This window comes from Streptomyces sp. NPDC004542 (genome assembly GCF_040610035.1).
Taxonomy (GTDB): Bacteria; Actinomycetota; Actinomycetes; order Streptomycetales; family Streptomycetaceae; genus Streptomyces.
Genome location: NZ_JBEXLP010000007.1, coordinates 94781 through 120125, shown reverse-complemented (window position 1 = coordinate 120125; position 25345 = coordinate 94781). Strand labels below are relative to the sequence as shown.

The following is a 25345-nucleotide window of genomic DNA, read 5'->3' as shown; positions in this document are numbered from 1 at the left end:
ACCGCACCGGGCTGCGGAGCCATTCCCCGGGACGCGCTGCCGCGGCACGAGCGGCCGTGGGATGCGACGCGACGGAAAGCGCGAGCCGCACCGGTCCGGTCTCGCGTAAAGTGCCCCGGTCGTCGTGGCGGAGGGGCGGTGTTCGTCGGTGAAGCCCGCGCCGCTGAAACAGGGCAGCCGTCCCTGCCGGGGCCGCCGACGGTGGTCGGCGACGGTGCGGCACCGGCGGTTCCGGCCAGGGCGAGCGGGAGGGCCAGAGCGGTGCCGAGGACCAGTGCCGCCACCGGGACGGCGCGCGACACCCGGCGACGGACGGCGGGACGAGAGGGCATTGCGGGACCTCCGAGAGGAACGTGACGTGCGGGTCGCTTGGTGCGGCCTACCTAGCGTTCGACTCGGTGCAGACCGGTACGGTTGGGCAAATCACGCAAAAGTCACGGAAGTTCACCTGCCGGACACCTCCCGGTCCGGCGGATTCCGGGGACCCGTCAGAAGAGGGCGTGTCCGGTGGTCGCGTCCACGTGGTCCGGAACCTCGTCGTGGCGGTCGCCGACCGTGGACGTGCCGGTGGGCTCGAGGAGCAGGATGTGCGCTCCGGCGGGGGCGTACGGCTTGTGCTCGGTGCCGCGCGGGACCGTGAAGACGGAGCCCCGGGGCAGCACGACCTCGCGCTCGCCGGCCGGCTCACGCAGGGCGATGCGGAGCTCGCCCTCCAGGACCAGGAAGAACTCGTCCGTGTCGTCATGGACGTGCCAGAGGTGCTCGCCCTCGACCTTCGCCACCCGGACGTCGTAGTCGTTGACGGTCGTCACGATGCGGGGGCTCCACAGGGCGGTGAAGGAGGCGAGGGCGTCGGTGAGGGAGATCGGTTCCGGTGTCATGGCGTCATCGTGCGGGGTGCCCGGCGCGCCGCACGAGTGCTAGAAATCGCATATGCCGCAAGGATCCTCTCAGCCGCATCGCGTGGTGCTGGTCGTCGACGAGAACTCCAACCCGTTCGAGATGAGCTGCGCCATCGAGGTGTTCGGGCTGCCGAGACCCGAGCTGGGGCGGGAGCTGTACGACTTCCGGCTCTGCGCGGACGAGCCCGCGACCCGGATGCGGGACGGGTTCTTCACGCTCACCGGGGTCGCCGGGCTGGCGGCGGCCGAGGAGGCGGACACGCTGATCGTGCCGAACCGGCCGGACACCGAGGTCCCACGCTCCGCACGGGTGCTGGACGTCGTACGCCGGGCGCACGCGCGGGGCGCTCGGCTCATCGGGTTCTGCTCGGGCGCGTTCACGATCGCGGAGGCCGGGCTGCTGGACGGGCGGCGGGCCGCCTGCCACTGGATGTGGGCGGACGCCTTCCGGACGCGTTTCCCGGCGGTACGGCTGGAGCCGGACGTGCTCTTCGTCGACGACGGGGACATCCTGACGGCCTCCGGCAGCGCGTCGGCGCTCGACCTCGGCCTGCACGTGGTACGGCGGGACCACGGCGCCGAGATCGCCAACGCCGTCTCCCGGCGGCTGGTGTTCGCCGCGCACCGGGACGGCGGGCAACGGCAGTTCGTGGAGCGGCCGGTGCCGGACGTGCCCGACGAGTCACTCGCGCCGCTGCTGGCCTGGGCGCAGGAGCGGCTGGGCGAGCCGCTGACGGTGACGGACCTGGCCGCCCGCGCGGCGGTCTCCCCCGCCACACTCCACCGGCGCTTCCGGACCCAGCTCGGCACCACGCCGCTGGCCTGGCTGACCGGGGAACGCGTGGCGCTGGCCTGCCGGCTGATCGAGCGCGGCGAGGAGCGGCTGGACGTGGTGGCGGCCCGCAGCGGACTGGGCACGGCGGCCAACCTGCGGGCACGGCTTCGCCGCGGGACCGGACTCAGCCCGTCGGCCTACCGGCGGCGTTTCGGGCCGGGCGCCGGGGAAGCGGTAACCGCATGAGATTCCTCGTACGCGACCGGATCCTCGGCATCGGAGACGACTACTGGATCGAGGACGAGCACGGCACCAAGGTGTTCCTCGTCGACGGCAAGGCGATGCGGCTGCGGGACACCTTCGAGCTGAAGGACACCCAGGGCCAGGTCCTCATCGACATCCACCAGAAGATGCTCAGCCTGCGGAACACCATGGTGATCGAGCGGGACGGGGAGCCGCTGGCGCGGATCAAGCGCAAGCGGCTGTCCCTGCTGCGCAACCACTACCGGGTGTCCCTGGTGGACGGCACGGAGCTGGATGTCAGCGGCAAGATCCTGGACCGCGAGTTCGCCGTCGAGTACGACGGTGAGCTGCTGGCGGTGATCTCCCGGCGCTGGCTGCACGTCCGGGACACGTACGGCGTGGACGTCGTACGGGACGACGCGGACCCGGCGCTGCTGATCGCGGTGGCGGTCTGTGTGATCCACCTGGCGGAGCAGGAGCGGGAAGACTAGCCGGAACGGTGGGCGGGGCGTTGACGGTAGGTTGAACGCAGGGAAAGAGGACGGAAACGAAGGCTGAGCCGACGTCGCGGACGCGAGACAGGGACGGAAGGCGGAAGGCGCAACGTGTTCCCTGGCACGGACACCGACACGCCGAACGGACGCCCGGGACGGGACGGACCGGCGGGACCGGCAGAACCGGCGCGACGGAACAGACCCACGGGACCGGACAGACCGGTAGAACCAGCGGGACCGGACAGGCCGGTAGAGCCGGCGGGCCTGGGCGGACCGATGGGACCAGCAGAACCGGTGAGACCAGACGGACCGGATGGACCGGATGGACCGGATGGACCGGATGGACCGGATGGACCGGTAGGACCGGCAGGCCCGGACGGACCACCAGGAGCAGACGGATCCGCAGGACTGGTCGGACCGGGAGGACCGGACGGACCGGGAGGACCGGACGGACCGGGAGGACCGGACGGACCAGAAAAACCCCCGGAACCGGCGGAGCCGCTCGCACGGGGGCGGCGGAGCCGGGTGGTGGCGTCGGCCACGCCCGACACGGCCGTGACCGCGCGCCTCGCCTCGCTGCAACGTACCGCCGGGAACAGCGCCGTCGTCAGCCTTCTGACGGCAGGCCAGGTCCCGCCGGAGCGGGAGCCCACGGAGGCACCGGGGTCTGCCCCTTAGGACCTTCCCCCGCGCCGTACCCCTGCCGTAGAACGGATGACTCGGCAGCCGAGTCGGCGAGGGGAAAACACCCATGCGCTCCGTCGAGCGGGATCACCGAAGTGCCGGTGAGCGGGGGCCGGGCACCTCGCGCCCGGCCTCACCGTCGACACATCTGAACGACGCCTGGATACGGCACATCCAGCGCGTGGCGGACCCGGCGGCGGCCGGCCCGGCACCGGCGCGGCAGTCCACCGCACGGCCCGGTACGGCGGTGATCCAGCGGACGGGGCCGACCGCCGCGACCGAGCGGCCGGCGGAGGCGGGCCAGGACGGTGGCGCGGTCAAGGGCACGGAGATCATCGTCCGGCTCAGCCAGTCCATCGAGCAGCACACCGTCCAGACGAAGATGAAGAAGAACATCTTCGCGCCCGGTACCTGGGTGCCCGAGCAGTGGATGCCCCAGGGCGCCGCGCGGCTGAGGAAGACCCTGGACCGGCGGGTGATGCGCGGCGAGGTGTTCGGCGAGCGGGACCTGGCCGACATCAAGCAGCTGTCCGAGGTCAATCCGGACTGGCTGAAGAAGGTCGGCATCGGCACCTACGACGAGGCCGAACGCTACACGGAGGGGCCGTTCAAGGACTGGTTGCGGCTCGACTCGGGCAAGCGCGTGCTCACCGCGACGCTGGCCGTCCGGAAGAACCACCCGGTCGTCAGGGACGCGGCCGTCGCGACGCCGACGGACCCGGCCTACACGCTCGGCCGGTTCATGCTCACCCAGGCCTCCGGCACCGCACCGTCGGAGAGGAAGCAACTGGAGGACGAGCGGAACCGGCAGGTCCGCGACACCGCCGTCGACACCCTGTACCCGGAGGGCATGGCGCCCGACCGCAGGCACCCCGGGTCCGTCCCGGCGGAGGGCACTCCGCTGGGCGGCAAGAAGGGGAAGGCACCCGACTACGTCCGGAGGGACGCGGGCGGCCGGGAGATGCTCACCAAGATCCTCCTCGTCCTGCGCCACGGGCTCCAGCTCTACAGCCCCGAAGAGCGCAGCCACGTGGTGGACCACGAGAAGGACGTCATCCGCGCGCTGGCGCACGGCGGCCGCGTCAACGTCCGCATCCCGGCACTGAGTTCCAAGGACGAGCCCGCCTACGCGCTTCCCCACTTCCTGGGCGTCACCAAGGACGCCACCGAGGCGGAGCCCGCGCAGGACGTGTCGAAGCGCGAATTCGCCACCCACCGCACCCACATCGGGGCCAACAAGGGCGAGGAACTGGGCACGTTCCAGGAGAAGGGCGGCATCCTGGCGTCCGCCGCCAACAAGCTGTCGTTCGGCCCTTCCAGCCCCGTGCTGTGGGGCCAGGACATCTCCGGCGGCGGGCTCGGCTCCAAGGACTGGAACGGCGACATGGTCCTGCCGAACGGCTCGTACGGCCACGTCCTGCTGGTCTACCACCGCCCGACCATGGAGCGGGACGGTTCCCTCCAGATCGGCATCGAGACCATCGCGCCGGGCGCCGACAGCCCGGTGGGCTACCAGCACGACTTCCGCTCCACCGAGGCCACCGCGAACCCCGAGTCGGTCCTGCACGGCCACAAGCAGGACAAGATCGGTACAGGGGGGCTGAGCAAGAACGAACGGTTCGTCGACCTGCGGGCGATGGCGGCGTCCCATCCGAGCGGCGACTGGCGCGTCTACCTGGACGAGATCAAGCAGGACTGGGACAAGGCGCTCGCCGCGACCGAGCCCGTCTCGAAGGAACGCCGTGCCCTCTACGAGCAACTGGTGGGCCCTCGGCCGTAGCAGAAGCAGACGCGCCGCGCCCTGTGCGCCGGGGCGGGGTGCGGTGCGGTGCGGTGTCCGACGGTGTTCTTCGCGGGCTGTGGTCCATGGCCCGCGGCCCTCGGTCCACGTCCACGGCCCGTGGGCTGCCCGCGGTCCGTGGCCCGCGGCCCTGGATCAGCGCGGCGGCGCCAGCCCCAGCACGCGGTCCTTGAGCGCCGGGAACGCCTCCCGGGTCGCGGCCACCCGCGCCGGGTCGAACTCCACCGTGAGGACCTCCTCGCCGGCGCCGGCCTCGGCCAGTACCTCGCCCCACGGATCCACCACGATCGAGTGACCCGCCTGGGGAACCCCGGCGTGTGTCCCGGCCGTTCCACAGGCGAGCACGAACGCCTGGTTCTCCACCGCCCGCGCCTGAGCCAGCAGCGTCCAGTGCGCACGGCGGCGCTCGGGCCAGCCCGCCGGGATCACCAGGGTCTCGGCGCCGGCGTCGACCAGAGCTCGGAACAGTTCCGGGAAACGGAGGTCGTAGCAGGTGGCCACGCCAAGGGTGGTCTCGGGCAGACGGACCGTCACCGTGTCCCGGCCCGCGCTCATCAGCACGGCCTCGCCCTTGTCGAAGCCGAAGCGGTGGATCTTGCGGTAGGCCGCGGCCAGCTCACCGGAGGGGGAGAAGACGAGAGAGGTGTTGTAGAGGGCGCCGCCCGCGGCGGAGCCGCTGTCGGACGCGGTCCGTTCCGGGATCGAGCCCGCGTGCAGCCACACGCCCGCGTCACTCGCCGCCTTCGCCATCGCCTCGTGGGTGGGCCCGTCCAGTGGCTCGGCCTCGCCCGCGAAGTCCTCGTAGGCGAAGGCACCGGTCGTCCACAGTTCCGGGAGCACGACCAGGTCGGCGCCGGCCTGTTCGCGGACCAGCGCGGCCACCCGCCGCCGCCGGTCTTCGACCGATTCGCCCTCGTCCACGGCGATCTGGATCAGCGAGGCGCGCACACTACCACCGTCCTGGCATTCGAGCCGTCCATACCGGGCCTACGATCGTCACACGAAAGCACTGCCGGGGTGCCTCACAGCAGCGTAACTTAGCGTTCCAAGACACCCGCCGACAGCCACGTCCCGCTGGCAATGCCGCCACCACCTGCCCGTGTACCGACCGCCGAGGGGTCCCGTTTCCGTGAGTCTGCATCCCACCCTCCAGCCCTACGCCGACGCCTGGACCCATTCCATCGAAGCGATATCCGAACTGGTTCAGCCGCTCGTCGAGGGCGAGTGGAACCGGCGGACCCCGTGCCCGGGCTGGTCGGTCCGCGACGTCGTCTCGCACGTCATCGGCCTGGACTGCGAGATGCTCGGCGACCCGCGTCCCATCCACGCGCTGCCGCGCGACCTGTTCCACGTCACGAACGAGCACCAGCGCTACATGGAGATGCAGGTGGACGTCCGCCGGCACCACACGGCGCCGGAGATGACCTCCGAGCTGGAGTACACGGTCATCCGCCGCAACCGTCAGCTGCGCAACGAGTCCCGCGAACCCGGCCGCACGGTGCGCGGCCCGCTCGGCAAGGAGATCACCCTCGAGGAGTCCATGCGCAACCACGCGTTCAACGTGTGGGTGCACGAGCAGGACCTGCGCGCGGCCCTCGGACGGCCCGGCAACCTGGACTCGCCGGGCGCGTACGTCGCCCGGGACGTGCTGCTCGAGTCGCTGCCCCGGGTGGTCGCGAACGACGCGCAGGCCCCGCGCAGCTCCGCGATCGTCTTCGACGTGCACGGGCCGGTGGAGTTCCTGCGCACCATACGCGTCGACATCCAGGGCCGCGGCACCCTGGAGAGCACGCCCGCGCTCGGCCCCGTCGCCTCCCTCGCCCTCGACTGGGAGACGTACGTCCGCCTGGCCTGCGGCCGGGTCACGCCGGAGGCCGTGGCCGACCGGGTGAAGACCGAGGGGGACCCGGACCTGACGGCGGCGATCCTGCGGAACTTCGCGGTGACACCGTGACGGGCTGACACGCGCCGGCTCGGGCGTCCGTGGCGGGCCGCCCGGTGCCGTCCGCGCCCGGCCGCCCGGCGCCGCCCGGCCGTCCGACGCCGCCCGGCCGTCCGACGCCGCCGGGCGATGTCCGACGCCGCCGGGCGATGTCCGGCACCGCCGGGCCGCCGGCCCGTACCGCGGGCCGGTGACCGGCCCGGGTCAGGCCGGCACGTGCACCGTCTCCACCCGGCTGGCGACCAGCCGCTCCCGCTCCCGGCGGGCCGCCCGGCCCCGCAGGCGCAGGATCTGGCTGACGCCGAGCGCCTGGAGGACGAAGACGACGGAGAAGGCGATGGCGTAGTCGTCACCCGTGGCGTCCAGCAGGACACCGATCGCGAACAGGGTCGTCATGGACGCCACGAAGCCGCCCATGTTGGTGATCCCGGAGGCGGTGCCCTGGCGCTCCGGCGGGTTGGCGGGGCGGGCGAAGTCGAAGCCGAGCATCGACGCCGGGCCCCCGGCGCCCAGCACCACGCACAGCACCAGCAGCAGCCACATCGGGGCGTGCTCGGCCGGATAGACGAGGGTCGCCGCCCACACGGCCGCCGTCGCCGCGACCGTGCCCAGCGCCAGCGGCAGCCGGGCCGCGTGGTGCCGGGCCACGATCTGACCGTAGACCAGGCCGAACGTCATGTTCGACAGGACGACCAGGGTGAGCAGTTCACCGGCGGTGGCGCGACTGAGGCCCTGGGCCTGGACGAGGAAGGGCAGACCCCACAGCAGCAGGAAGACCATCGCCGGGAACTGGGTGGTGAAGTGCACCCACAGGCCGAGGCGCGTGCCCGGCTCGCGCCAGGAGGCGGCTATCTGCCGGCGGACGTAGGCCGCGCCCCGGTGCGGGAAGGGCTCCGGCTCGCAGCCCTCGGGGTGGTCCCTCAGGAAGAGCAGGACGAGGAGCAGGACGACCACGCCCGCCAGCGCGCTGCCCGCGAACGCCGGGGTCCAGCCGACGCCGTGCAGCAACCGGGCCAGCACCAGCGTCGAGACCAGGTTGCCGGCCATCCCGGCCAGGCCCGCGAACTGCGCGACCATCGGCCCGCGCCGGGCCGGGAACCAGCGCGTGCCCAGCCGCAGCACGCTGATGAAGGTCATCGCGTCACCGCAGCCGAGCAGCGCGCGGGAGGCGAGCGCCGTGCCGTACGAAGGGGAGAACGCGAAGCCGAGCTGGCCCGCCGTGAACAGCACGACGCCGATGGTCAGCACCTTCTTGGTGCCGAGCCGGTCGACGAGCAGGCCGACGGGTATCTGCATGCCGGCGTACACCAGGAGCTGGAGGATCGAGAACGTCGACAGCGCGGAGGCGTTCACGTGGAAGCGGTCGGCCGCGTCGAGCCCGGCGACGCCCAGGGAGGTACGGAAGATGACGGCGACGAAGTAGACCGCGACGCCGACGGACCACACCGCGACGGCGCGACGGCCGCCCGGCGGGTCCCCCGGAAGGGTGGTGTGGGCGCTCGTGGCGCTCATCGGACCTCCCCCCGCGCGAGGTGCGAGAACCAGCTCACGTGCCGGTGCACGACCGCCACCGCCGCCTCCGCGTCCCCCGAGCGCAGCGCCTCGAGGATCTCCCCGTGCTCGGCGAGCGTCTTGGCGATCCGGTCGGGGTGGGAGTGCATCACGGCGACACCCATCCGCAGCTGGCGGTCGCGCAGCTGGTCGTAGAGGCGGGAGAGGATCTCGTTGCCGGCGCTGCGCACGATCTCGGCATGGAAGCAGCGGTCGGTGACCGAGGCCGCGACCAGGTCCCCGGCGGCGGCCTGCGCCTTCTGCTGCGCGAGCAGGCCCTCGAGCCGCTCGATGAGGCCGGGCGGGGCGGGGACGGCCTTGCGGGCCGCGTGCTCCTCCACCAGCTGCCGGGTCTCCACCACGTCGGCGATCTCCTGCGCGGAGACGGGCAGCACCAGGGCGCCCTTCTTCGGGTAGAGCTTGATCAGCCCCTCCGCCTCCAGCCGCAGCAGCGCCTCGCGCACCGGCGTGCGGGAGACCCCCACGGCCTCCGCCAGCTCCCCCTCGGTGAGCAGGGTGCCGCCCTCGTAACGGCGGTCCAGGACACCCTGCTTGACGTGGGTGTAGACGCGGTCGGCGGCGGGTGGCTGCTTGAGGGGCGCGGGCGGGGCGACGGACGGCACGGATGGCATGTGCACATCTTAGATACAACACGTACGCGAAGCCCGCCCCGTCCACCATGCGGACCCCGCGTGTCCCGTCGGCCTCCCGGACGTCATCCACGTCACAGCCGCAATACGGATACTCCTCGGGAGGCCGCACAACCTTCTGTGCTACTTACGTGTCAGACACGTGCGGCCCCAGTCGTTCACCACCTCAACTCGGCCGCATTCTCAAGGGCTTTCGACACAATCGGGGTATTTACTTGATTACCGGCATTAAGGGCATCCGTATCCGTCGAGCCGCAGCCGTCGCCGTCACCTCCGGCGCGCTGCTGGCGACCGGGGCCCTCACCGCGGCGCCCGCCCAGGCCGTCACGACGCCAAGTATCACGGCCAAGAGCGGCTTTTTGATGAACAGCGCCACCGGCAAGACCCTCTTCACCAAGGCCGAGAACACCCACCGGCTCACCGCCTCCACCACGAAGATCATGGCCGCGAAGGTCGTGCTCTCGCAGTCGAACCTGAACCTGGACGCCAAGGTCACGATCAAGAAGGCGTACAGCGACTACATCGTCTCCAAGAACGCCTCGTCGGCCCACCTGATCGTCGGCGACAAGGTCAGCGTCCGCCAGCTGCTCTACGGGATGATGCTGCCCTCCGGCTGCGACGCCGCGATGGCCCTCGCCGACAAGTACGGTTCCGGCTCCAGCGTGTCCGCGCGCACCAAGTCGTTCATCTCGAAGATGAACACGATGGCCAAGAGCCTGGGCATGACGAACACCCACTTCGACTCGTTCGACGGGTACAGCAACGGCTCCAACTACTCGTCGGCGAAGGACCTGACGCTGCTCGCCCGCAGCGCCATGAAGAGCTCCACCTTCAAGTCCGTCGTGAAGACCAAGTCGTACACGGCCACGACGACCACCAAGAACAATTACACCCGCAAGACGACCTGGACCAACACCAACACCCTGCTCGGCTGGAACGGCACGCTCGGCGTCAAGACCGGTTCCGGTACCGAGGCCAAGTACTGCCTCGTCTTCGCCGCGACGAAGAACGGCGAGTCGGTCATGGGCGCCGTCCTCACCGCCCCCTCGGCGGCCAACCGCACCGATGACGTGAAGAAGCTCATCAACTACGGCTACGCCAAGATCAGCTGACACCCTCGCGGTGTGCGGGCCCGTCGCGGTGACGCGGCGGGCCCTTCGCGTGCGCGGGCAACCGAGTCACACTCGGCCCGGGCCGGGCAGCCGGCGCAGCTCACCGACCTTCAGGACACGGCCGAGCACGAGGTGGACGACCGCAAGGACGAGCGCCCCCACAAGGGTGGCGAGCGCCGTCGGTACGGTGCCCCCGCCCAGGGCGGTACCGCAGGACCGCGCGGCCGCCCAGCCCGCCCCGGCCGCGCAACGCTCAACTGCATTGCGCGCAAGCGGAATCCGTGATCTTAGCTCGCAATCGTGAACATTCCCCCGCCGGCTGGCATATTCGATTTGCTCCGTTTTACGTTCCGCGGCGGAGGTGGTTCACATGATCGAACCCAGCAAGCGACACGACTCTGCCGAACGGCACGAGGCGATCGACGTCAGCGACTTCGTCTACGCGGCGACCGGCGCCCGGGTGCGCCGGCTGACCATGCCGGACGGGACCCACTGGTTCCCGGCGGTGGATGTCTGCAAGGAACTCGGACACACCAACTCTCGGCAGGCTCTCGCCGACCATGTCCCCGAAGGGGACCGAGAGATTCTCGAGACCGTAACCGGAGCTTACGGTCTCAGCATTCCCGCAGGTAGAGAGTGGCGTCGAGACCTGAATGTCATCTCTCTCCGGGGCTTGATCCGCCTCGTCCAGGCCTGCACGAAACCCTCCTGCGAACCCTTCAAGCAGTGGGCCGCCGAGGTGATCGAGACAGTGCAGCGCGAGGGTTCCTACACCCTCGAGGAGGCCGAGGTGCAGCCCGCCGACCCGAGCGCCCCGGTCGTGTACGCCATGCCGGACCAGGTCGCGGAGGCCATCGTCCGGCTCGAGGCGCACAACCTTCAGCTGGACGAGGAGCTTGCGAACGCACAGCACGAATCGCTCGCGCTGCAGAAGGAGACCGTCACCCTGCAGCGGGAGATGCTGGCCACCCAGCAGGCCACCCTCGCCGTGCAACAGGCCATGGTCCGGGCGATGGAGCGCATCGCGGACCGGCTCGACGCTCTCGTCCTCGAGCGTCGGGCGTCCGGCGGCCGCCTCACGGTGCTGCCCAGCACGGAGTCCGTGCTGGCCGACTGGCGGCACCGGCTGTCCGTGACGGAGGACGTGTGGACGGTGGCCGTGGTGATCGCGCCGGTCCTCGTCGAGCAGGGTGAACTCCGCGAGCCACTCGAAGCGATCGCGGCCCGTACGGGCCTCACGGTGCGCCGCGTCAACGAGTGCCTCCGCCTGCTCCAGAAGCACGCCTGCATCCGCTCACAGGGCGGTGCGCGGGACGGGGCACCGGTGTACGTGCTCAACCAGTCTTGAGAGCCCGGGAGAAAGAAGGAGGGGGCGGTCGCAAGCAGAAGTTGCGGCCGTCCCCTCCACGGCTCCGAGACTATCGGGTGACGCCCCTCACGCCCAAGTGATCAGCCGCTTCGGCTGCTCCAGAACCGCCGCGACGTCCGCCAGCACCTTGGAGCCCAGTTCGCCGTCGACCAGGCGGTGGTCGAAGGAGAGGGCCAGGGTGGTGACCTGGCGGGGCTTCACCTTGCCCTTGTGGACCCATGGCTGGAGCTTGATCGCGCCGACCGCCAGGATCGCGGACTCGCCGGGGTTGAGGATCGGCGTGCCGGTGTCGACGCCGAAGACGCCGACGTTGGTGACGGTGACCGTGCCGCCCTGCATGGCCGCGGGAGAGGTCTTGCCGTCGCGGGCCGTGGCGACCAGCTCGCCGAGCGCCTCGGCCAGCTGCGGCAGGGTCTTGGCGTGCGCGTCCTTGATGTTCGGGACGATCAGGCCCCGGGGGGTGGCGGCCGCGATGCCCAGGTTGACGTAGTGCTTGACCACGATCTCCTGGTTGGCCTCGTCCCAGGACGCGTTGATCTCCGGGTTGCGCCGGATGGCGACCAGCAGGGCCCTGGCGATCAGCAGGAGCGGGGTGACCCGCAGTCCCTGCATGTCCTTGTCCTGCTTGAGCTCCTCGACCAGCTTCATCGTGCGCGTGACGTCGACCGTCACGAACTCGGTGACGTGCGGTGCCGTGAACGCCGAGCCGGCCACGGCCTGCGCGGTGGCCTTGCGGACGCCCTTGACCGGGACGCGGGTCTCGCGGGCCGCGTCGTACGTCGCCACCGGGGCCGGGGGCACGGGGGCGGGCGTGGCCGCCACCGGCTCGGGGGCCGCCGCCGGGGCCGCCGCCGCGTGGACGTCCTCGCGGGTGATGATGCCGTCCGGGCCCGACGGGGTGACCGTGGCCAGGTCGACGCCCAGGTCCTTGGCCAGCTTGCGCACCGGGGGCTTGGCCAGCGGGCGGGGCTCGACGGCCGCGGTCCCGTGGCCGTTCAGCTCCGGCTGGACCGGCTGGACCGGCGCCGAGGCCTGGGGAACCGTGACCTCCGGGCCCTTGCGGGGGCGCCGCTTGGTCGAGGAGGCGGCGACGCCGTAGCCGACCAGCACCGGCTGGCGGCCCGAGCCCGCCGGCTTCTGCTCACCGGCCTTCGGCTCCTCGGCCCTCGGCTCCTGGGGCTTCTGCTCCGCGGGCGCGGGCGCGCCGCCCGCCACGTCCACCGCGATGATGGGCGTGCCCACGTCCACCGTGGTGCCCTCGGGGAAGCGCAGTTCGCGGACCACACCGTCGTACGGGATGGGCAGTTCGACGGCCGCCTTGGCGGTCTCGACCTCGCACACCACCTGGCCGTCGGAGACCGTGTCGCCCGGCTGGACGTACCACTTGAGGATCTCGGCCTCGGTCAGGCCCTCACCGACATCCGGCATCTTGAACTCACGCACGGATGCTTCCGTCATCGTCGTCACGACCCTCTCCTCAGTACGCCAGGGCGCGGTCGACGGCGTCGAGCACCCGGTCCAGGCCCGGCAGGTACTCCTCCTCCAGGCGGGCCGGCGGGTACGGGGCGTGGTAGCCGCCGACCCTGAGCACCGGGGCCTCCAGGTGATAGAAGCAGCGCTCGGTGATCCGGGCGGCGATCTCCGCGCCGGAACCGAAGAACACCGGTGCCTCGTGGACCACGACCAGGCGGCGGGTCTTCTCCACCGAGGCCTGGATGGTGTCGAAGTCCAGCGGGGAGACCGAGCGCAGGTCCAGGACCTCCAGGTTCTTGCCCTCCTCGGCGGCCGCGTCGGCGACCTCCTGGCAGAGCTTGACCATCGGACCGTAGGCGGCGAGCGTCAGGTCGGTGCCCTCACGGACCACCCGCGCCTTGTGCAGCGGACCGGGGATCGCCTCGGTGTTGACCTCGGCCCGGTCCCAGTAGCGCCGCTTCGGCTCGAAGTAGATCACCGGGTCGTCGCTCTGGATGGCCTGCTGCATCATCCAGTAGGCGTCGGAGGCGTTGGACGGAGAGACGACCTTCAGGCCGGCGACGTGAGCGAACAGCGCCTCCGGTGACTCGGAGTGGTGCTCCACCGCGCCGATGCCGCCGCCGTAGGGGATGCGCACGACGACCGGGAGCTTGATCTTGCCCAGCGAGCGGGCGTGCATCTTCGCGAGCTGCGTGACGATCTGGTCGTACGCCGGGAAGACGAAGCCGTCGAACTGGATCTCCACCACCGGGCGGTAGCCGCGCAGGGCCAGCCCGATCGCCGTACCGACGATGCCCGACTCGGCGAGCGGGGTGTCGATGACGCGGCTCTCGCCGAAGTCCTTCTGCAGGCCGTCGGTCACCCGGAAGACACCGCCGAGCTTGCCGACGTCCTCGCCCATGATGATGACCTTGGGGTCCGCCTCCAGGGCACGCCGCAGCGACTCGTTGATCGCCTTGGCCACCGGCAGGTTCTTCACCGTCTCCGCCATGATCAGGCCCCCTCTCCCGCGGCGAAGCCGCCTTCGGACTCGGTCACGAACGACGCCTGGTAGGCGGCGAACTGGGCGCGCTCCTCGTCCACGAGCGCGTGCCCGTCCGCGTACACGTTCTCGAAGATGGCGAAGTGGTCCGGGTCCGGCATGGCGCGGACCGCTTCTCGCACCCGCTTGCCCAACGTCTCGCTCTCGCTCTCGAGTTCCGCGAAGAATCCCTCGTCCGCGTGGTTCGATTCCTCGAGGTAGCGGCGGAGGCGCAGGATCGGGTCCTTCGCCTCCCAGGACAGGCGCTCCTCGTCCCCCCGGTACCGGGTGGGGTCGTCGGAGGTGGTGTGGGCGCCCATGCGGTACGTGTACGCCTCGACGAGGGTGGGGCCCTCGCCGCGGCGGGCACGCTCCAGCGCCCACTTGGTGACCGCGAGGCAGGCCAGCACGTCGTTGCCGTCGACGCGGACGCCGGGGAAGCCGTAGCCCTGCGCGCGCTGGTAGAGCGGGACGCGGGTCTGCTTCTCGGTCGGCTCGGAGATCGCCCACTGGTTGTTCTGGCAGAAGAACACCACCGGGGCGTTGTAGACCGCGGAGAAGGTGAACGATTCGGCTACGTCACCCTGGCTGGAGGCGCCGTCGCCGAAGTAGGCGATGACCGCCGAGTCCGCGCCGTCCTTGGCGATGCCCATCGCGTAGCCGGTGGCGTGCAGCGTCTGGGAGCCGATGACGATCGTGTACAGGTGGAAGTTGTTGCCGTTCGGGTCCCAGCCGCCGTTGTTCACACCGCGGAACATGCCCAGCAGGTTGGTCGGGTCGACCCCGCGGCACCAGGCGACGCCGTGCTCGCGGTAGGTCGGGAAGACGTAGTCGTCCTCGCGCAGGGCGCGGCCGGAGCCGATCTGGGCGGCCTCCTGGCCGAGCAGCGACGCCCACAGGCCCAGCTCGCCCTGGCGCTGGAGCGCGGTGGCCTCGGCGTCGAAGCGGCGGGTGAGCACCATGTCGCGGTACAGGCCGCGGAGCTCTTCCGGAGTGATGCCGGCGACGTACTTGTCGTACTCGGCGTGCTTGACGCGCTTTCCTTCGGGGGTCAGCAGCTGCACGAGCTCCGGGTCGGCGCCCTTCTGAGCGGTGGTGCGAGTGGTGCGCTTGGTGCCGGTGGTGCCGGCCTTGTTTCCGGCGCTGCGTCGCGGCTTGCGCGCGGCAGTGCTGTCCACGGTCACGTGTGCTCCTCCGTCGGTCCGGCCCCCGGGGTTGCCGGTCGGCCTGGGGGTCCCCCCAGCTCGTTTCAGAGCCTGGGGGAGGCTCACCTGTTCTCGGCCACCGGGCACGGGGTGGGTGCCACTCGGCCGGGAACAGGCGTGACAGGTGCCCCGGCGAGCGCCCTGCAACGGTCACGTTACCCAGTGCGCCACAATTCTGTGAAACCCCTCCTGACCTGCGTTTTTGCTTGGATTTCCAAGTAAATCGACGCGGACTGGAAGGTCGCTGGTCACAGCCTTGCAGGAGGCCGGAGCAACGGCACGTTATCCCGCTCACCCAGGTCACGGGAAGAGTCGGTGTCACGCGTCCGGCCGTCCGCCCGGTACGGCCGGACGCACCTTTTCGGACGACCGAGGCACGGCGCGCACGTTCACGCGGGCCCAGCGCGGGCCTGACACCCGCCCGACGGGCACCTGATGCGCACCTGCCGCGCACCTGACGCACACCTGACGCACACATGAGCACACCTGACGCACACATGAGCACACTGGTGACCGAAAGCGACCACCCGCGACTTTCTGTGACAAGGCCCAGCTCACGGGGGCTCCCGTTGCCCTACCATCTGCCGCGTGCCGCGCTCATGTGTACCCCCCCTCGTACCCCACGCGCCCCCTCTGGACGCCCTGCTGCGCCTTTACGCCGCCGGTTCCGCCGTCACCTGCGAGCCCGTCGACCAGGGGCTGCTCAACCGCGGCTACCGCCTGCGCACCACCCGCGGCCACTACTTCCTCAAGCACCACTTCGACCCGGACACCGCCGACCCGGCCGCCATCGAACGCCGGCACCGCGCCACCCGGCGTCTGGCCGCCCTCGGCGTCCCGGTCGCCCCGCCGCTCGCGCACCGTGACGGACGCACGGTCGCCGTCGTCGGCGGCCACGCCTACGCCCTGCACCCCTGGATCGACGGCAGACACCGCCACGGCGGCCAGCTGACCCCGGGCCAGTGCGTGCGGCTCGGGGCGCTCCTGGGCGCGGTGCACGCCTGCCTGGAACGCGTGATGCCGCCCAAGGGACGCACGCGCCCCGCCACGAGCCCCCATCCCGTGAAGAGCGCCGACCCCGCCGACACCTTCGCCCTCATCGACGACCTGCTCGCCCACGTCCGCCGCCACCGCCCGTCCGACGCCTTCGACGAGCTGGCCCGCCACCGGCTCCTGGAACGCCGGGAACTGCTGGAGCAGCACGCCGACCGGCGCCCGCCGCGCGGCGGCCCGGTGGGCTGGGTGCACGGCGACTTCCACCCCTTCAACCTGCTCTACAAGGGGGATGCTCCCGCCGCGATCGTCGACTGGGACCGGCTCGGCGTGCAGCCCCGCGCGGAGGAGGCCGTCCGCGCCGCCGCGATCTTCTTCGTAGGGCCCACGGGCGCCCTCGACCTGCCGAAAGTACGGGCCTACGCGCGCGCGTACCGGCGCGCCGCCGGGGCCACGCCCTCGGAGCTGGCGGCGGCGGTGCACCGCGTGTGGTGGGAGCGCCTCAACGACTTCTGGATGCTGCGCTGGCACTACGAACGCGGCGACACCCGCGCCGACCCGCAGTTCCCGGCGGCCTCGGCGCTCGCCGTGTGGTGGACGCGGGAGTACGACGCGGTGTGCGACGCGTTCGTGGAGCAGTGACGCCGCCGGGCCTGCCGCGGCTCGGCCCACCGCGGCTCAGCCGGACCTCGCGCCGCCCAGGACGGTCGGCGCAGGTGTCCTTCAAGGACCGCCGCCGCCGATGCCACCGTCCGTGACTCCCCCGTCCGCGGTACCGGTACCCGGGTCCGTGCCCGGATCCGTCGGCTGCGTCTGGGTCGCGGTCCCCGGGTCCGACGGCTCCGCCGTGGTGCCGGGGTCCGTCGGCTCGTCGGTCGGGTCGCTGGAGGCCGTCTCGGACGGGGTGGACGACGGCGTGGGCGACGAGGGCTGCCAGTTCCCGCCGGTACCGGTGTCCGCATTGTCGTCCGTGGAGGTGTCGGTGGGCTCGTCGGTGGGCTCCTCGGACGGGCTCGCGGTCTTGTGCCCGTCCTTGGTGGCGTGGGTGCTGCTCGGCGACTTGTCGGTGCTCGGACCGCCGCTGCCGGTCCCCTTGTGCTGCATCGCCAGCGCCACGCCGGCCGCGATGGCGATCACCGCGAGCACGGCCAGGATCCACAGCTTGCCGCGGCCGCTGCCCCTGTTGCCGTGCCCCTCGAACCCGCCGTCGTCACCGTTGCCGTACCCGGCGGGCAGGATCGTCTGCGGGATCTGCGTGGTGCCCGAGGCGTCCGCGGGGTGCGGCATGACGGTCGTACCGGCGAAACCGGCCGCCGGGGTGTGCCGGCCGTCGTGCACGCCCACCGGACCGGTGTTCCAGGTGCCGGTGTGCCCGCCCTGGTCGTACAGCATCTGCAGCGCGTACTGGACCAGCCCGCGCATCTCCTCGGCCGTCTGGAAACGGTCGTCCGGCTCCTTGGCGAGGGAGCGCATGACGAGGCCGTCGAGCTCCGGCGGGCAGCTGCCCTCCGAGGTCTGCGACGGCGGCACCGGGATGTCCTGGACGTGCTGGTAGACCACCGACAGCGGGGTCTCACCGGTGAAGGGGGGCCGCAGCGCGAGGAGTTCGTACAGCAGACAGCCCGTCGCGTACAGGTCGGAGCGGTGGTCGACGGCCTTGCCGAGCGCCTGCTCCGGGGAGAGGTACTGCGGGGTGCCCATGACCATGCCGGTCTGCGTCATCGTCGTGGACGCGCCGTGCAGGGCGCGGGCGATGCCGAAGTCCATCACCTTGACGGCGCCGTTGTGGGTGATGATGACGTTGGCGGGCTTGATGTCGCGGTGCACGATGCCGTGCTGGTGCGAGTAGGCCAGCGCCTCCAGCACGCCGGAGACGATGATCAGGGCCTGCTCGGGGCCCGGCGCCTCCGCGTTGAGCAGCAGGTCGCGGATGGTGCGGCCCTCGACCAGCTCCATCACGATGTACGGCACGGACTGGCCGCCCACGAAGTCCTCGCCGGAGTCGTACACGGCGACGATCGCGTGGTGGTTGAGCCCGGCCACCGACTGTGCCTCGCGGGTGAAGCGGGCCTTGGAGACCGGGTCCTCGGCCAGATCGGCGCGGAGCAGCTTCACCGCGACCGTCCGGCCCAGGCGTACGTCCTCCGCCGCGAACACCTCGGCCATACCGCCCCGCCCGAGCCGGTGGGTCAGCCGGTACCGGCCGTCGCCGACGAGCCCTCCGTTGCCCCACATCTCCGGCGCGTCTGACATGCCGCCGCCAGTCGCCTCGGGGTCGGACGGGCCCTGGGCGCTGTGCGTCTGTGCCATCGGTCCTCGCCGTCGTTTCTGCCCGCGGTGCGCGCGGTGTTGTCACGGTCTCCGTCGGCCACGCTACAGCCTCCGCGCAAGCCTCCGGTCCGGGATCGTCTCCGGGACCGGCCCGTGACGGACCGGCCATGAAACCTGTAGCACGCGCTGTCGTGCAAATTCTGTGTACCGGGCGTACGCCCGCTGTAACGCTTCCGCGACGCTTCTTTCGCGTACGGTCACGGAACGGGCACCACGCTTGACGTGTCACCGCCCTGGGGCAGACTTGGCCGGGAATAGCACATTGGATCACCGGCTTCACGGTCACCGGCTGTACGGTCACCGCGCCTATGGGGGACGCAGAACATGAGCCAGGACGGCGCACAGGGCCGGTACGCGGGGCAGGCTCTCGCCGGTGGCCGCTACCAGCTGCGCGACTTGCTCGGCGAAGGCGGCATGGCGTCGGTGCACCTGGCGTACGACGCCGTGCTGGACCGTCAGGTCGCGATCAAGACGCTGCACACCGAGCTGGGGCGGGAACAGGCCTTCCGCGAGCGCTTCCGCCGCGAGGCCCAGGCGGTGGCCAAGCTCACGCACACCAACATCGTCTCGGTCTTCGACACGGGTGAGGACTCCCTCGACGGGATGACCACCCCGTACATCGTCATGGAGTTCGTCGAGGGCCGCCCGCTGGGCTCGGTCCTCGAGGAGGACATCCGGCAGTGCGGCGCGATGCCCGCCGACAAGGCGCTGAAGATCACCGCCGATGTGCTGGCCGCGCTGGAGATCAGCCACGAGATGGGCCTGGTCCACCGGGACATCAAGCCGGGCAACGTGATGATGACCAAGCGCGGCGTCGTCAAGGTGATGGACTTCGGCATCGCCCGCGCCATGCAGTCCGGCGTCACCTCCATGACGCAGACCGGCATGGTCGTCGGCACCCCGCAGTACCTGTCGCCGGAGCAGGCCCTCGGCCGGGGCGTGGACGCCCGTTCCGACCTGTACTCGGTCGGCATCATGCTGTTCCAGCTGGTCACCGGGCGGCTGCCGTTCGACGCGGACTCGCCGCTGGCGATCGCCTACGCGCATGTGCAGGAGGAGCCGGTGGCTCCCTCCTCGATCAACCGTTCCCTGCCGCCCGCGGTGGACGCGCTGATCGCCCGCGCGCTGAAGAAGAACCCGAACGAGCGCTTCCCGACCGCCGAGTCCATGCGCGACGAGTGCCTGCGCGTCGCCGCCTCCCTGCAGACGGCGGCGCCGAGCATCGTGCCCGGCGCCGGCCCGACACAGAGCGGCGCGGGCGTCGGCTCCGCGGTGTTCCCGCCGGTCGACCGGGCGGCCCCGGTGCCCACCGGACCCGTGCACACGCCGTACCAGCCGGCTCCGGCCCCGGCGCCCTACGGCACCCCGTCGTACGGCTATCCCCAGCAGGGCGGCTACCAGACGCCGGTGATGGGCTACGGGCAGCAGGCGCCCGCCACCCCGCCCTCGTACAACATCACGCCCCAGACCTCCGTGCAGTCCTCCGGGCCGGGCGGCGGCAGGGGCAACCGGCCGGTGGTCATCGGTTCGATCGCGGTGTCCCTGGTCGCGGTGGTCGGTCTGGTCGTCGCCCTGGTGCTGAACACCAGCGGCAGCCACCATGACGCCGAGGGCGGCGCCTCGAGCACCCTGGCCTCGCCCTCCCACGCGGAGGGCTACCGCGGGCCGGACACCTCGAAGACGATCGAGACGAGCGCGTGCACGGAGCCGGACGAGTCCTACGACGACCCGGACAAGATCCAGATCCCGGACTTCAAGTTCAAGTACATCAAGTCGGTCAAGGCGTGCTTCCAGGCCGCCGGCTGGGAGATGAAGGAAGTCAAGGTCGACGAGAACACCTACGGCGAGGGCACGGTCATGGGGCAGTTCCCGACCGCCGGCACGGACGTCGACCCCAAGGACATGCCGGAGATCGAGATCAAGGTCTCGACCGGCAACCCGGCGAGCGGCTGAGCCGCTGAGCCGCTGAGCCGCTGAGCGGCTGCGCGGCTGAGCGGCTGAGCGGCTGAGCGGCTGAGCGGCTGAGCGCATCGGAAAGGGCCCGGCGGGAGTGCCGGGCCCTTTGTGCTGAGGTGTGCTGACCTTGTGTGCTGAGGTGTCCTGAGGGGTGGCGCGCGGACCTACAGGTACGGGCCGCCCGTACGGCCGCCCGCACGGGGGTCGTCGGCGCCTTCGTGGCTCATGCCCGGCGGCAGGGCGCGGCGCATCTGCTCCAGCTGGGCCCGCGCGGCCATCTGCTGGGCGAACAGGGTCGTCTGGATCCCGTGGAAGAGCCCCTCCAGCCAGCCCACCAACTGGGCCTGCGCGATCCGCAGTTCCGCGTCACTGGGGGTCACCTCGTCGGTGAAGGGCAGGGAGAGCCGCTCCAGCTCCTCGACGAGCTCCGGCGCCAGGCCGTCCTCCAGCTCCTTCACCGAGCTGGCGTGGATGTCCTTGAGCCGGACCCGGCTGGCCTCGTCCAGGGGCGCGGCCCGGACCTCCTCCAGCAGCTGCTTGATCATGCTGCCGATCCGCATGACCTTCGCGGGCTGCTCCACCTGCTCCGTCACCGGAATCTCACGGGAGTCCTCGTCCCCACCGCCGCCGAGCGCCATTCCGTCCTGGCCCACGACCAGGATCTGCGGGTTCTCCGGCGACCTATCGTTCCTCGGCATCTCCATGCCGCCATTCTCTCGCACGTGTACACCTCATCACCGTGGTGCCCCCCGGCGCCGCTGATCCACCGTTTCGATCCGCCGTAGACCCTCCGGAGCAATCCGGAATGCCTCGTTGACAGGCGAATGTGAGGCTTGTCGGCGACGGTCTTGCCGACTGGGCTCGGGAGGTCACCGACGTGAGTCCATGGCTGCACTTCACACTCCGCGTGGCACCACTGCCGCTCCTTCTCGCGGCGGTCGTCCTGCCGTGTGGCGCCACCGCGTCATACGGCGCCCAGCCCACGCTCTCGGGCTCTGCCACGCGTTCCCCCGCCCCCGGCGGCTCTACCTCGCCCTCCGCCAGTCCCTCCCGGGCCGGCAGCCGGGCCGGTGAAGGGCGCCAGCGGCCCGGTCGGCCGCAGGCGCCCCCCGCGGAGGTCGAGGGTGACGACGACACCGTCTCCGCCCAGGACAGGGACCCGCGGGACAGGGACCCGCAGGGCAGGGACCCGCGGGACAGGGATCCGCGGGACAGGGACCCGCGGGACGAGGCGGGAGACGCGCAGGAGCCGCAGGACGGCGGCACGGAGCCCCCCGTCGCATCCGAGTCGCCGGGACAGTCCGACCAGGTGCCCTCCGCGCCGCCGCGGGCCCCCGGCCGGGCCGTCGCCGAGGGCGGCGAGGACGCCGGGCCCTTCGTGCGGATCCTGCCGCTCGGCAGCGGGCTGGTCCTCATCGGGATGGGCCTGGGGCTGGCGTTCGTGGGACTGCGGGTGCGGCGCGGTTAGGCTCGCGGCCCGTCCTCAGCTCCGCTCGGGCACCACCAGGAGCACCTTGCCGATGTGGCCGCTCGCCTCCATGACCCGGTGGGCCTCGGCCGCCTCGGGCATCGGGAGTTCGCGGTCGATGACGGGCCGGACGTGGCCGTCGGCGAGCAGCGGCCAGACGTGCTCGCGTACGGCCGCGACGATGGCCGCCTTCTCGCCGAGCGGACGGGCGCGCAGCGAGGTCGCGCTGATCGCGGCCCGCTTGGCGAGCAGCACGCCCAGGTTCAGCTCCGCCTTGGCTCCGCCCTGGAGGCCGATGACGGCGAGCCGGCCGTTGACGGCGAGGGCCTTGATGTTGCGGTCCAGGTACTTGGCGCCCATGTTGTCGAGGATGACGTCGGCACCCGCGCCGCCCGTGGCCTCCTTCACCTCGGCGACGAAGTCCTGCTCGCGGTAGTTGATCAGGATGTCGGCGCCCAGCCCGGCGCAGAAGTCCAGCTTCTCCTTGGTGCCGGCCGTGACGGCGACCTTGGCTCCGGCCGCCTTGGCGAGCTGGATCGCCATCGTGCCGATGCCGCTGGAGCCCCCGTGCACGAGCAGGGTCTCGTCCGGACGCAGATGGGCGACCATGAAGACGTTCGACCAGACGGTGCAGGCCACCTCCGGCAGCGCCGCGGCCTGCTTCAGACCGACACCCTCGGGCACGGGCAGCAGCTGCCCGGCCGGAACGACGACCTTCTCGGCGTACCCGCCGCCCGCGAGCAGCGCGCACACCTCGTCGCCGACCGACCAGCCGGCGACGCCGGGGCCCAGGGCGGTGATCCGGCCGGAGCATTCGAGGCCCGGGTACGCGGACGCACCGGGAGGCGGGTCGTAGTAGCCCTGCCGCTGCAGGACGTCGGCACGGTTGACGGCACCGGCCACCACCTCGACCAGCACTTCGCCTTCGCCGGGCACCGGATCGGGGACTTCGTCCCAGACCAGCGCCTCGGGCCCACCGGGTTCGGGAATCGTGATCGCATACATGCCGGCGACGCTACTCCTCGCCGCGGAGCGGGCAGACGAGGGCCGCGCGGTCGCGGCCGGCGCGGTCCCGGGGTTTCACGTGAAACACACCCCGATCCCCGCGGCGGCCCACGGCAGGTCGAGCAGTTCCGTCTCCTGTCCCTGACGGGCACCGCCCGGCGGTACGACCGCGAGCGCGTCGGCGGCGGCGATCCCGCGCAGCATCGCCGGGCCGTTGTAGTGCAGCGCTACGGCATGATCCCCGCGCAGCACGACGGGGATGAGACGGGTGTCGTACGGATGCCCGTGCACCGCCTCCTTCAACGGCAGCGTGTACGGCTCGGGAGCCGGACGCGCGGCGAGGGTCCGCAGCAGGGGCTCGGCGAGTGTGAGCAGTCCGGAGACGGCCGCCAGGGGGTTTCCGGGCAGGCCGACCAGGTGCTGTCCGTCCTTGGTGCGGGCCAGCAGCATGGGGTGGCCGGGACGCACCTTGACGCCGTCGACGAGGAGTTCGGCACCGATGCGGCGCAGGGTGGGGTGGACGTGGTCGACGGGACCGGAGGCGGTGCCACCGGTGGTGACGATGAGGTCGGCGTCGGACGAGGTGACGGCCTTGTGCAGGGCCCTGGCGTCGTCGCCGAGCCGGCGCACCCGGGTGACGTCGGCGCCCAAGGCGCGCAGCCAGGGCGGGAGCATCGGGCCGAGCGCGTCACGGATGAGCCCGTCGCACGGGAGACCCTCGGTGAGCAGCTCGTCGCCGAGAACCAGCACTTCGGCACGGGGGCGGGGGACGGCGGTGACGGTGTCGTATCCGGCGGCGGCCGCGAGCCCCAGGACGGCGGGGGTGACCAGGGTGCCGACGGGCAGCAGTTGGTCGCCGCTGCGGCACTCCTGGCCGCGCGGGCGGATGTCCTGGCCGTGACCCATGTCGCGGGTGGGGTGCAGTCGGCCCTTGGCGTCGGTGCGGCCGTGCTCGCTGCGCAGGACGGCGGTGGTGTCCGGCGGGATGCGGGCGCCGGTGGCGATCCGTACCGCCTCTCCGTCCGTCAGCGGCTCGGCGGGGCCGTGACCGGCCAGCACGCCCTCCTCCCGGACGTCCCAGGGGCCCGGGCCCGCCACGGCCCAGCCGTCCATCGCAGAGGTGTCGAAGGAGGGCAGGTCGGTGAGGGCGGTGAGGGGGGCGGCCAGGACCAGGCCGAGGGCGTCCGCGACGGGGACCGTGACCGGGGCGCGGCGAGCGCCGGTCCGGACCGCGCGGGCCGCGGTCTCGCGGGCCTGGGGCCAGGGGACGGCCTTGTGGTGACGGTCGTCGGAGGCGTGCCCCTCCTGGGCGGCGGGCGCGGGGACCTGGCCGCCGCGGGTGGAGCCGCCGGTGTCGGGGCCGTTGTCCGCGCGGGGTTCCCTCACGAGGGCGAGCGCCTCCTCTACGTCGAGGTCGTCTGTTTCCTCGGCGTACTCCGCACGCCCGCCGGTCCGGGTGGCGCGGGCGGTCATCCGGCGTCCGGGCCTGGGGCGGGCTGGGCTGGGCTGTTCTCTTCCTCCCAGCGCAGGGCCAGTGCCGCGGCCTTCCGGGCGGCCTCGGCGACGGCCTCGGGGCCTCCACCGCTGCGGGCGGCGGCGTAGCCGACGAGGAAGGTGGTCAGGGGTGCGGCGGGCCGGGCCACGCCGTGCGCGGCGTCACGGGCGAGGTCGAGCAGGGCGCCGGTGTCGACGTCCAGGTCGATGCCCAGTTCGTCCTTGACTGCGGAGATCCATTCATCCAACACGTGCCCATGCTCCCTGATGCGTGCCCTGGCGGCGGCGATGTCGTCCCAGGTGTCGCAGTCGAACGAGGCGACCGGGTCCGGGACGCGGGTGAGGTCGAGCGCACCGGTCAGCCGGCGCAGGGGCAGCCCGGTGAGACCGCCGTGAGCGCCGGTGAGCGTGGCCAGCTCGCGGCGCAGCGCGGCCGTGCGGTACGCGGCCACCAGCGGCTGGTCGCGTCCGTCCGCGTCGGTGAGCAGCACGCCCTCGGCGGCGGTGGTGCGCAGGGCTGTCAGCAGCCGCCGTACGGTGGGCGCTTCGAGGAACGGCAGGTCGGCGGAGAGCAGGACGACTTGCTCCGCCCCGGTGTGCCGCAGCCCGGCGTCCAGCGCGGCGACCGGCCCCGCGCCGGGGGGCTCCTCGCGGGCCCACCGCACCGGGCGGGCGGTGGGCCGGGGGTCGGCCACGACGACGGTCGTGGCCGCGTCGGCGCAGGCCGCGAGCACCCGGTCGAGCAGGGGCCGCCCGCCGACCCGCACCCCCGGCTTGTCCGCCCCGCCGAGCCGCCGCGCGGCACCGCCGGCGAGCACGACGGCGTCGTACGGCACGGCGGCGGGGGCGTGGTCGGTCACCTCCCGAGTATGTCCT

At 71.9% G+C, this 25345-nt stretch carries 21 protein-coding genes; 9 read left to right on the top strand and 12 right to left on the bottom strand.

What is annotated here, in order from left to right; translation table 11 throughout:
* Positions 1-488 precede the first annotated feature (488 nt).
* Positions 489-881: a cupin domain-containing protein gene (locus ABZX30_RS06855; RefSeq protein ID WP_355929751.1), complete on the bottom strand. Its 393-nt coding sequence runs from the start codon at positions 879-881 to the stop codon at positions 489-491.
* Between the two features lie 52 nt (positions 882-933).
* Between ABZX30_RS06855 and ABZX30_RS06850 the strand changes: the two genes are divergently transcribed.
* The 3 genes from ABZX30_RS06850 (at position 934) to ABZX30_RS06840 (ending at position 4878) form a co-directional block, all read left to right on the top strand.
* Positions 934-1923: a helix-turn-helix domain-containing protein gene (locus ABZX30_RS06850; RefSeq protein ID WP_355929750.1), complete on the top strand. Its 990-nt coding sequence runs from the start codon at positions 934-936 to the stop codon at positions 1921-1923.
* Positions 1920-2411 (top strand): LURP-one-related family protein, encoded by a 492-nt coding sequence (locus tag ABZX30_RS06845; RefSeq protein WP_355929748.1) that lies wholly within the window; start codon positions 1920-1922, stop codon positions 2409-2411. The genes ABZX30_RS06850 and ABZX30_RS06845 overlap by 4 nt, the downstream gene beginning before the upstream one ends.
* Positions 2412-3165: 754 nt before the next feature.
* On the top strand, positions 3166-4878 hold the full coding sequence (locus tag ABZX30_RS06840; protein ID WP_355929746.1) for a PE-PGRS family protein: 1713 nt from the start codon (positions 3166-3168) through the stop codon (positions 4876-4878).
* A 156-nt stretch (positions 4879-5034) separates the two neighbouring features.
* Here the strand turns inward: ABZX30_RS06840 and ABZX30_RS06835 are convergent, their stop codons facing one another.
* Positions 5035-5847: a carbon-nitrogen family hydrolase gene (locus ABZX30_RS06835; RefSeq protein WP_355929743.1), complete on the bottom strand. Its 813-nt coding sequence runs from the start codon at positions 5845-5847 to the stop codon at positions 5035-5037.
* 181 nt (positions 5848-6028) lie between these two features.
* Here ABZX30_RS06835 and ABZX30_RS06830 point away from each other — a divergent pair, with 181 nt between their 5' ends.
* Complete coding sequence (locus tag ABZX30_RS06830) at positions 6029-6853, top strand: maleylpyruvate isomerase family mycothiol-dependent enzyme (RefSeq protein ID WP_355929741.1); 825 nt, start codon at positions 6029-6031, stop codon at positions 6851-6853.
* A gap of 192 nt (positions 6854-7045) precedes the next feature.
* Here ABZX30_RS06830 and ABZX30_RS06825 read toward each other — a convergent pair whose 3' ends face one another.
* Positions 7046-8353 (bottom strand): MFS transporter, encoded by a 1308-nt coding sequence (locus tag ABZX30_RS06825; protein ID WP_355929738.1) that lies wholly within the window; start codon positions 8351-8353, stop codon positions 7046-7048.
* Positions 8350-9024: a GntR family transcriptional regulator gene (locus ABZX30_RS06820; RefSeq protein ID WP_355929737.1), complete on the bottom strand. Its 675-nt coding sequence runs from the start codon at positions 9022-9024 to the stop codon at positions 8350-8352. Before ABZX30_RS06820 ends, ABZX30_RS06825 begins: the two co-directional genes overlap by 4 nt.
* Positions 9025-9257: 233 nt before the next feature.
* On the opposite strand from ABZX30_RS06820, the gene ABZX30_RS06815 reads away from it, so the two are divergent.
* On the top strand, positions 9258-10154 hold the full coding sequence (locus ABZX30_RS06815) for a D-alanyl-D-alanine carboxypeptidase (RefSeq protein ID WP_355929734.1): 897 nt from the start codon (positions 9258-9260) through the stop codon (positions 10152-10154).
* 370 nt (positions 10155-10524) lie between these two features.
* The gene (locus ABZX30_RS06810) at positions 10525-11502 is read left to right on the top strand and encodes a Bro-N domain-containing protein (protein ID WP_355929732.1); all 978 of its coding nucleotides are present in this window, start codon (positions 10525-10527) and stop codon (positions 11500-11502) included.
* A gap of 87 nt (positions 11503-11589) precedes the next feature.
* Here ABZX30_RS06810 and ABZX30_RS06805 read toward each other — a convergent pair whose 3' ends face one another.
* Genes ABZX30_RS06805 through pdhA form a run of 3 tightly spaced genes read right to left on the bottom strand, consistent with a single transcriptional unit; the run spans position 11590 to position 15201 of the window.
* Entirely contained in the window at positions 11590-12990 is a 1401-nt protein-coding gene (locus tag ABZX30_RS06805) for a dihydrolipoamide acetyltransferase family protein (RefSeq protein WP_355929729.1), read from the bottom strand.
* Between the two features lie 10 nt (positions 12991-13000).
* A complete protein-coding gene (locus tag ABZX30_RS06800; RefSeq protein WP_355929727.1) occupies positions 13001-13987 on the bottom strand; it encodes an alpha-ketoacid dehydrogenase subunit beta in 987 nt (328 codons plus the stop codon).
* Between the two features lie 2 nt (positions 13988-13989).
* Positions 13990-15201 carry a pyruvate dehydrogenase (acetyl-transferring) E1 component subunit alpha gene (pdhA, locus tag ABZX30_RS06795; RefSeq protein ID WP_355929725.1) on the bottom strand — a complete coding sequence of 404 codons (1212 nt, stop codon included), beginning with the start codon at positions 15199-15201 and terminating at the stop codon, positions 13990-13992.
* Between the two features lie 609 nt (positions 15202-15810).
* Between pdhA and ABZX30_RS06790 the strand changes: the two genes are divergently transcribed.
* Positions 15811-16857: a phosphotransferase gene (locus ABZX30_RS06790; protein WP_355929722.1), complete on the top strand. Its 1047-nt coding sequence runs from the start codon at positions 15811-15813 to the stop codon at positions 16855-16857.
* A gap of 81 nt (positions 16858-16938) precedes the next feature.
* Here the strand turns inward: ABZX30_RS06790 and ABZX30_RS06785 are convergent, their stop codons facing one another.
* Positions 16939-18525 (bottom strand): protein kinase, encoded by a 1587-nt coding sequence (locus ABZX30_RS06785; protein ID WP_355929720.1) that lies wholly within the window; start codon positions 18523-18525, stop codon positions 16939-16941.
* Positions 18526-18870: 345 nt separating this feature from the next.
* On the opposite strand from ABZX30_RS06785, the gene ABZX30_RS06780 reads away from it, so the two are divergent.
* Entirely contained in the window at positions 18871-20499 is a 1629-nt protein-coding gene (locus ABZX30_RS06780) for a protein kinase (protein ID WP_355929717.1), read from the top strand.
* A 167-nt stretch (positions 20500-20666) separates the two neighbouring features.
* Here the strand turns inward: ABZX30_RS06780 and ABZX30_RS06775 are convergent, their stop codons facing one another.
* Entirely contained in the window at positions 20667-21206 is a 540-nt protein-coding gene (locus ABZX30_RS06775; RefSeq protein WP_355929715.1) for a bacterial proteasome activator family protein, read from the bottom strand.
* A 605-nt stretch (positions 21207-21811) separates the two neighbouring features.
* Here ABZX30_RS06775 and ABZX30_RS06770 point away from each other — a divergent pair.
* Complete coding sequence (locus ABZX30_RS06770; protein ID WP_355929712.1) at positions 21812-21970, top strand: hypothetical protein; 159 nt, start codon at positions 21812-21814, stop codon at positions 21968-21970.
* 15 nt (positions 21971-21985) lie between these two features.
* On the opposite strand, the gene ABZX30_RS06765 is transcribed toward ABZX30_RS06770, so the two are convergent.
* From ABZX30_RS06765 to ABZX30_RS06755, 3 genes are all read right to left on the bottom strand, one after another.
* A complete protein-coding gene (locus tag ABZX30_RS06765) occupies positions 21986-22975 on the bottom strand; it encodes an NAD(P)H-quinone oxidoreductase (protein WP_355929709.1) in 990 nt (329 codons plus the stop codon).
* Between the two features lie 75 nt (positions 22976-23050).
* On the bottom strand, positions 23051-24448 hold the full coding sequence (locus ABZX30_RS06760) for a molybdopterin molybdotransferase MoeA (protein ID WP_355929707.1): 1398 nt from the start codon (positions 24446-24448) through the stop codon (positions 23051-23053).
* On the bottom strand, positions 24445-25329 hold the full coding sequence (locus ABZX30_RS06755) for an NTP transferase domain-containing protein (protein ID WP_355929704.1): 885 nt from the start codon (positions 25327-25329) through the stop codon (positions 24445-24447). The genes ABZX30_RS06760 and ABZX30_RS06755 overlap by 4 nt, the downstream gene beginning before the upstream one ends.
* Positions 25330-25345: the final 16 nt, after the last annotated feature.

Excerpts from the sequence above, each read along its gene's own strand:
- ABZX30_RS06855 (WP_355929751.1), bottom strand. The coding sequence starts at position 881 with ATGACACCGGAACCGATCTCCCTCACCGACGCCCTCGCCTCCTTCACC.
- ABZX30_RS06850 (WP_355929750.1), top strand. The coding sequence starts at position 934 with ATGCCGCAAGGATCCTCTCAGCCGCATCGCGTGGTGCTGGTCGTCGAC.
- ABZX30_RS06845 (WP_355929748.1), top strand. The coding sequence starts at position 1,920 with ATGAGATTCCTCGTACGCGACCGGATCCTCGGCATCGGAGACGACTAC.
- ABZX30_RS06840 (WP_355929746.1), top strand. The coding sequence starts at position 3,166 with ATGCGCTCCGTCGAGCGGGATCACCGAAGTGCCGGTGAGCGGGGGCCG.
- ABZX30_RS06825 (WP_355929738.1), bottom strand. The coding sequence starts at position 8,353 with ATGAGCGCCACGAGCGCCCACACCACCCTTCCGGGGGACCCGCCGGGC.
- ABZX30_RS06820 (WP_355929737.1), bottom strand. The coding sequence starts at position 9,024 with ATGCCATCCGTGCCGTCCGTCGCCCCGCCCGCGCCCCTCAAGCAGCCA.
- ABZX30_RS06810 (WP_355929732.1), top strand. The coding sequence starts at position 10,525 with ATGATCGAACCCAGCAAGCGACACGACTCTGCCGAACGGCACGAGGCG.
- ABZX30_RS06800 (WP_355929727.1), bottom strand. The coding sequence starts at position 13,987 with ATGGCGGAGACGGTGAAGAACCTGCCGGTGGCCAAGGCGATCAACGAG.
- ABZX30_RS06785 (WP_355929720.1), bottom strand. The coding sequence starts at position 18,525 with ATGGCACAGACGCACAGCGCCCAGGGCCCGTCCGACCCCGAGGCGACT.
- ABZX30_RS06780 (WP_355929717.1), top strand. The coding sequence starts at position 18,871 with ATGAGCCAGGACGGCGCACAGGGCCGGTACGCGGGGCAGGCTCTCGCC.
- ABZX30_RS06775 (WP_355929715.1), bottom strand. The coding sequence starts at position 21,206 with ATGGAGATGCCGAGGAACGATAGGTCGCCGGAGAACCCGCAGATCCTG.
- ABZX30_RS06765 (WP_355929709.1), bottom strand. The coding sequence starts at position 22,975 with ATGTATGCGATCACGATTCCCGAACCCGGTGGGCCCGAGGCGCTGGTC.
- ABZX30_RS06760 (WP_355929707.1), bottom strand. The coding sequence starts at position 24,448 with ATGACCGCCCGCGCCACCCGGACCGGCGGGCGTGCGGAGTACGCCGAG.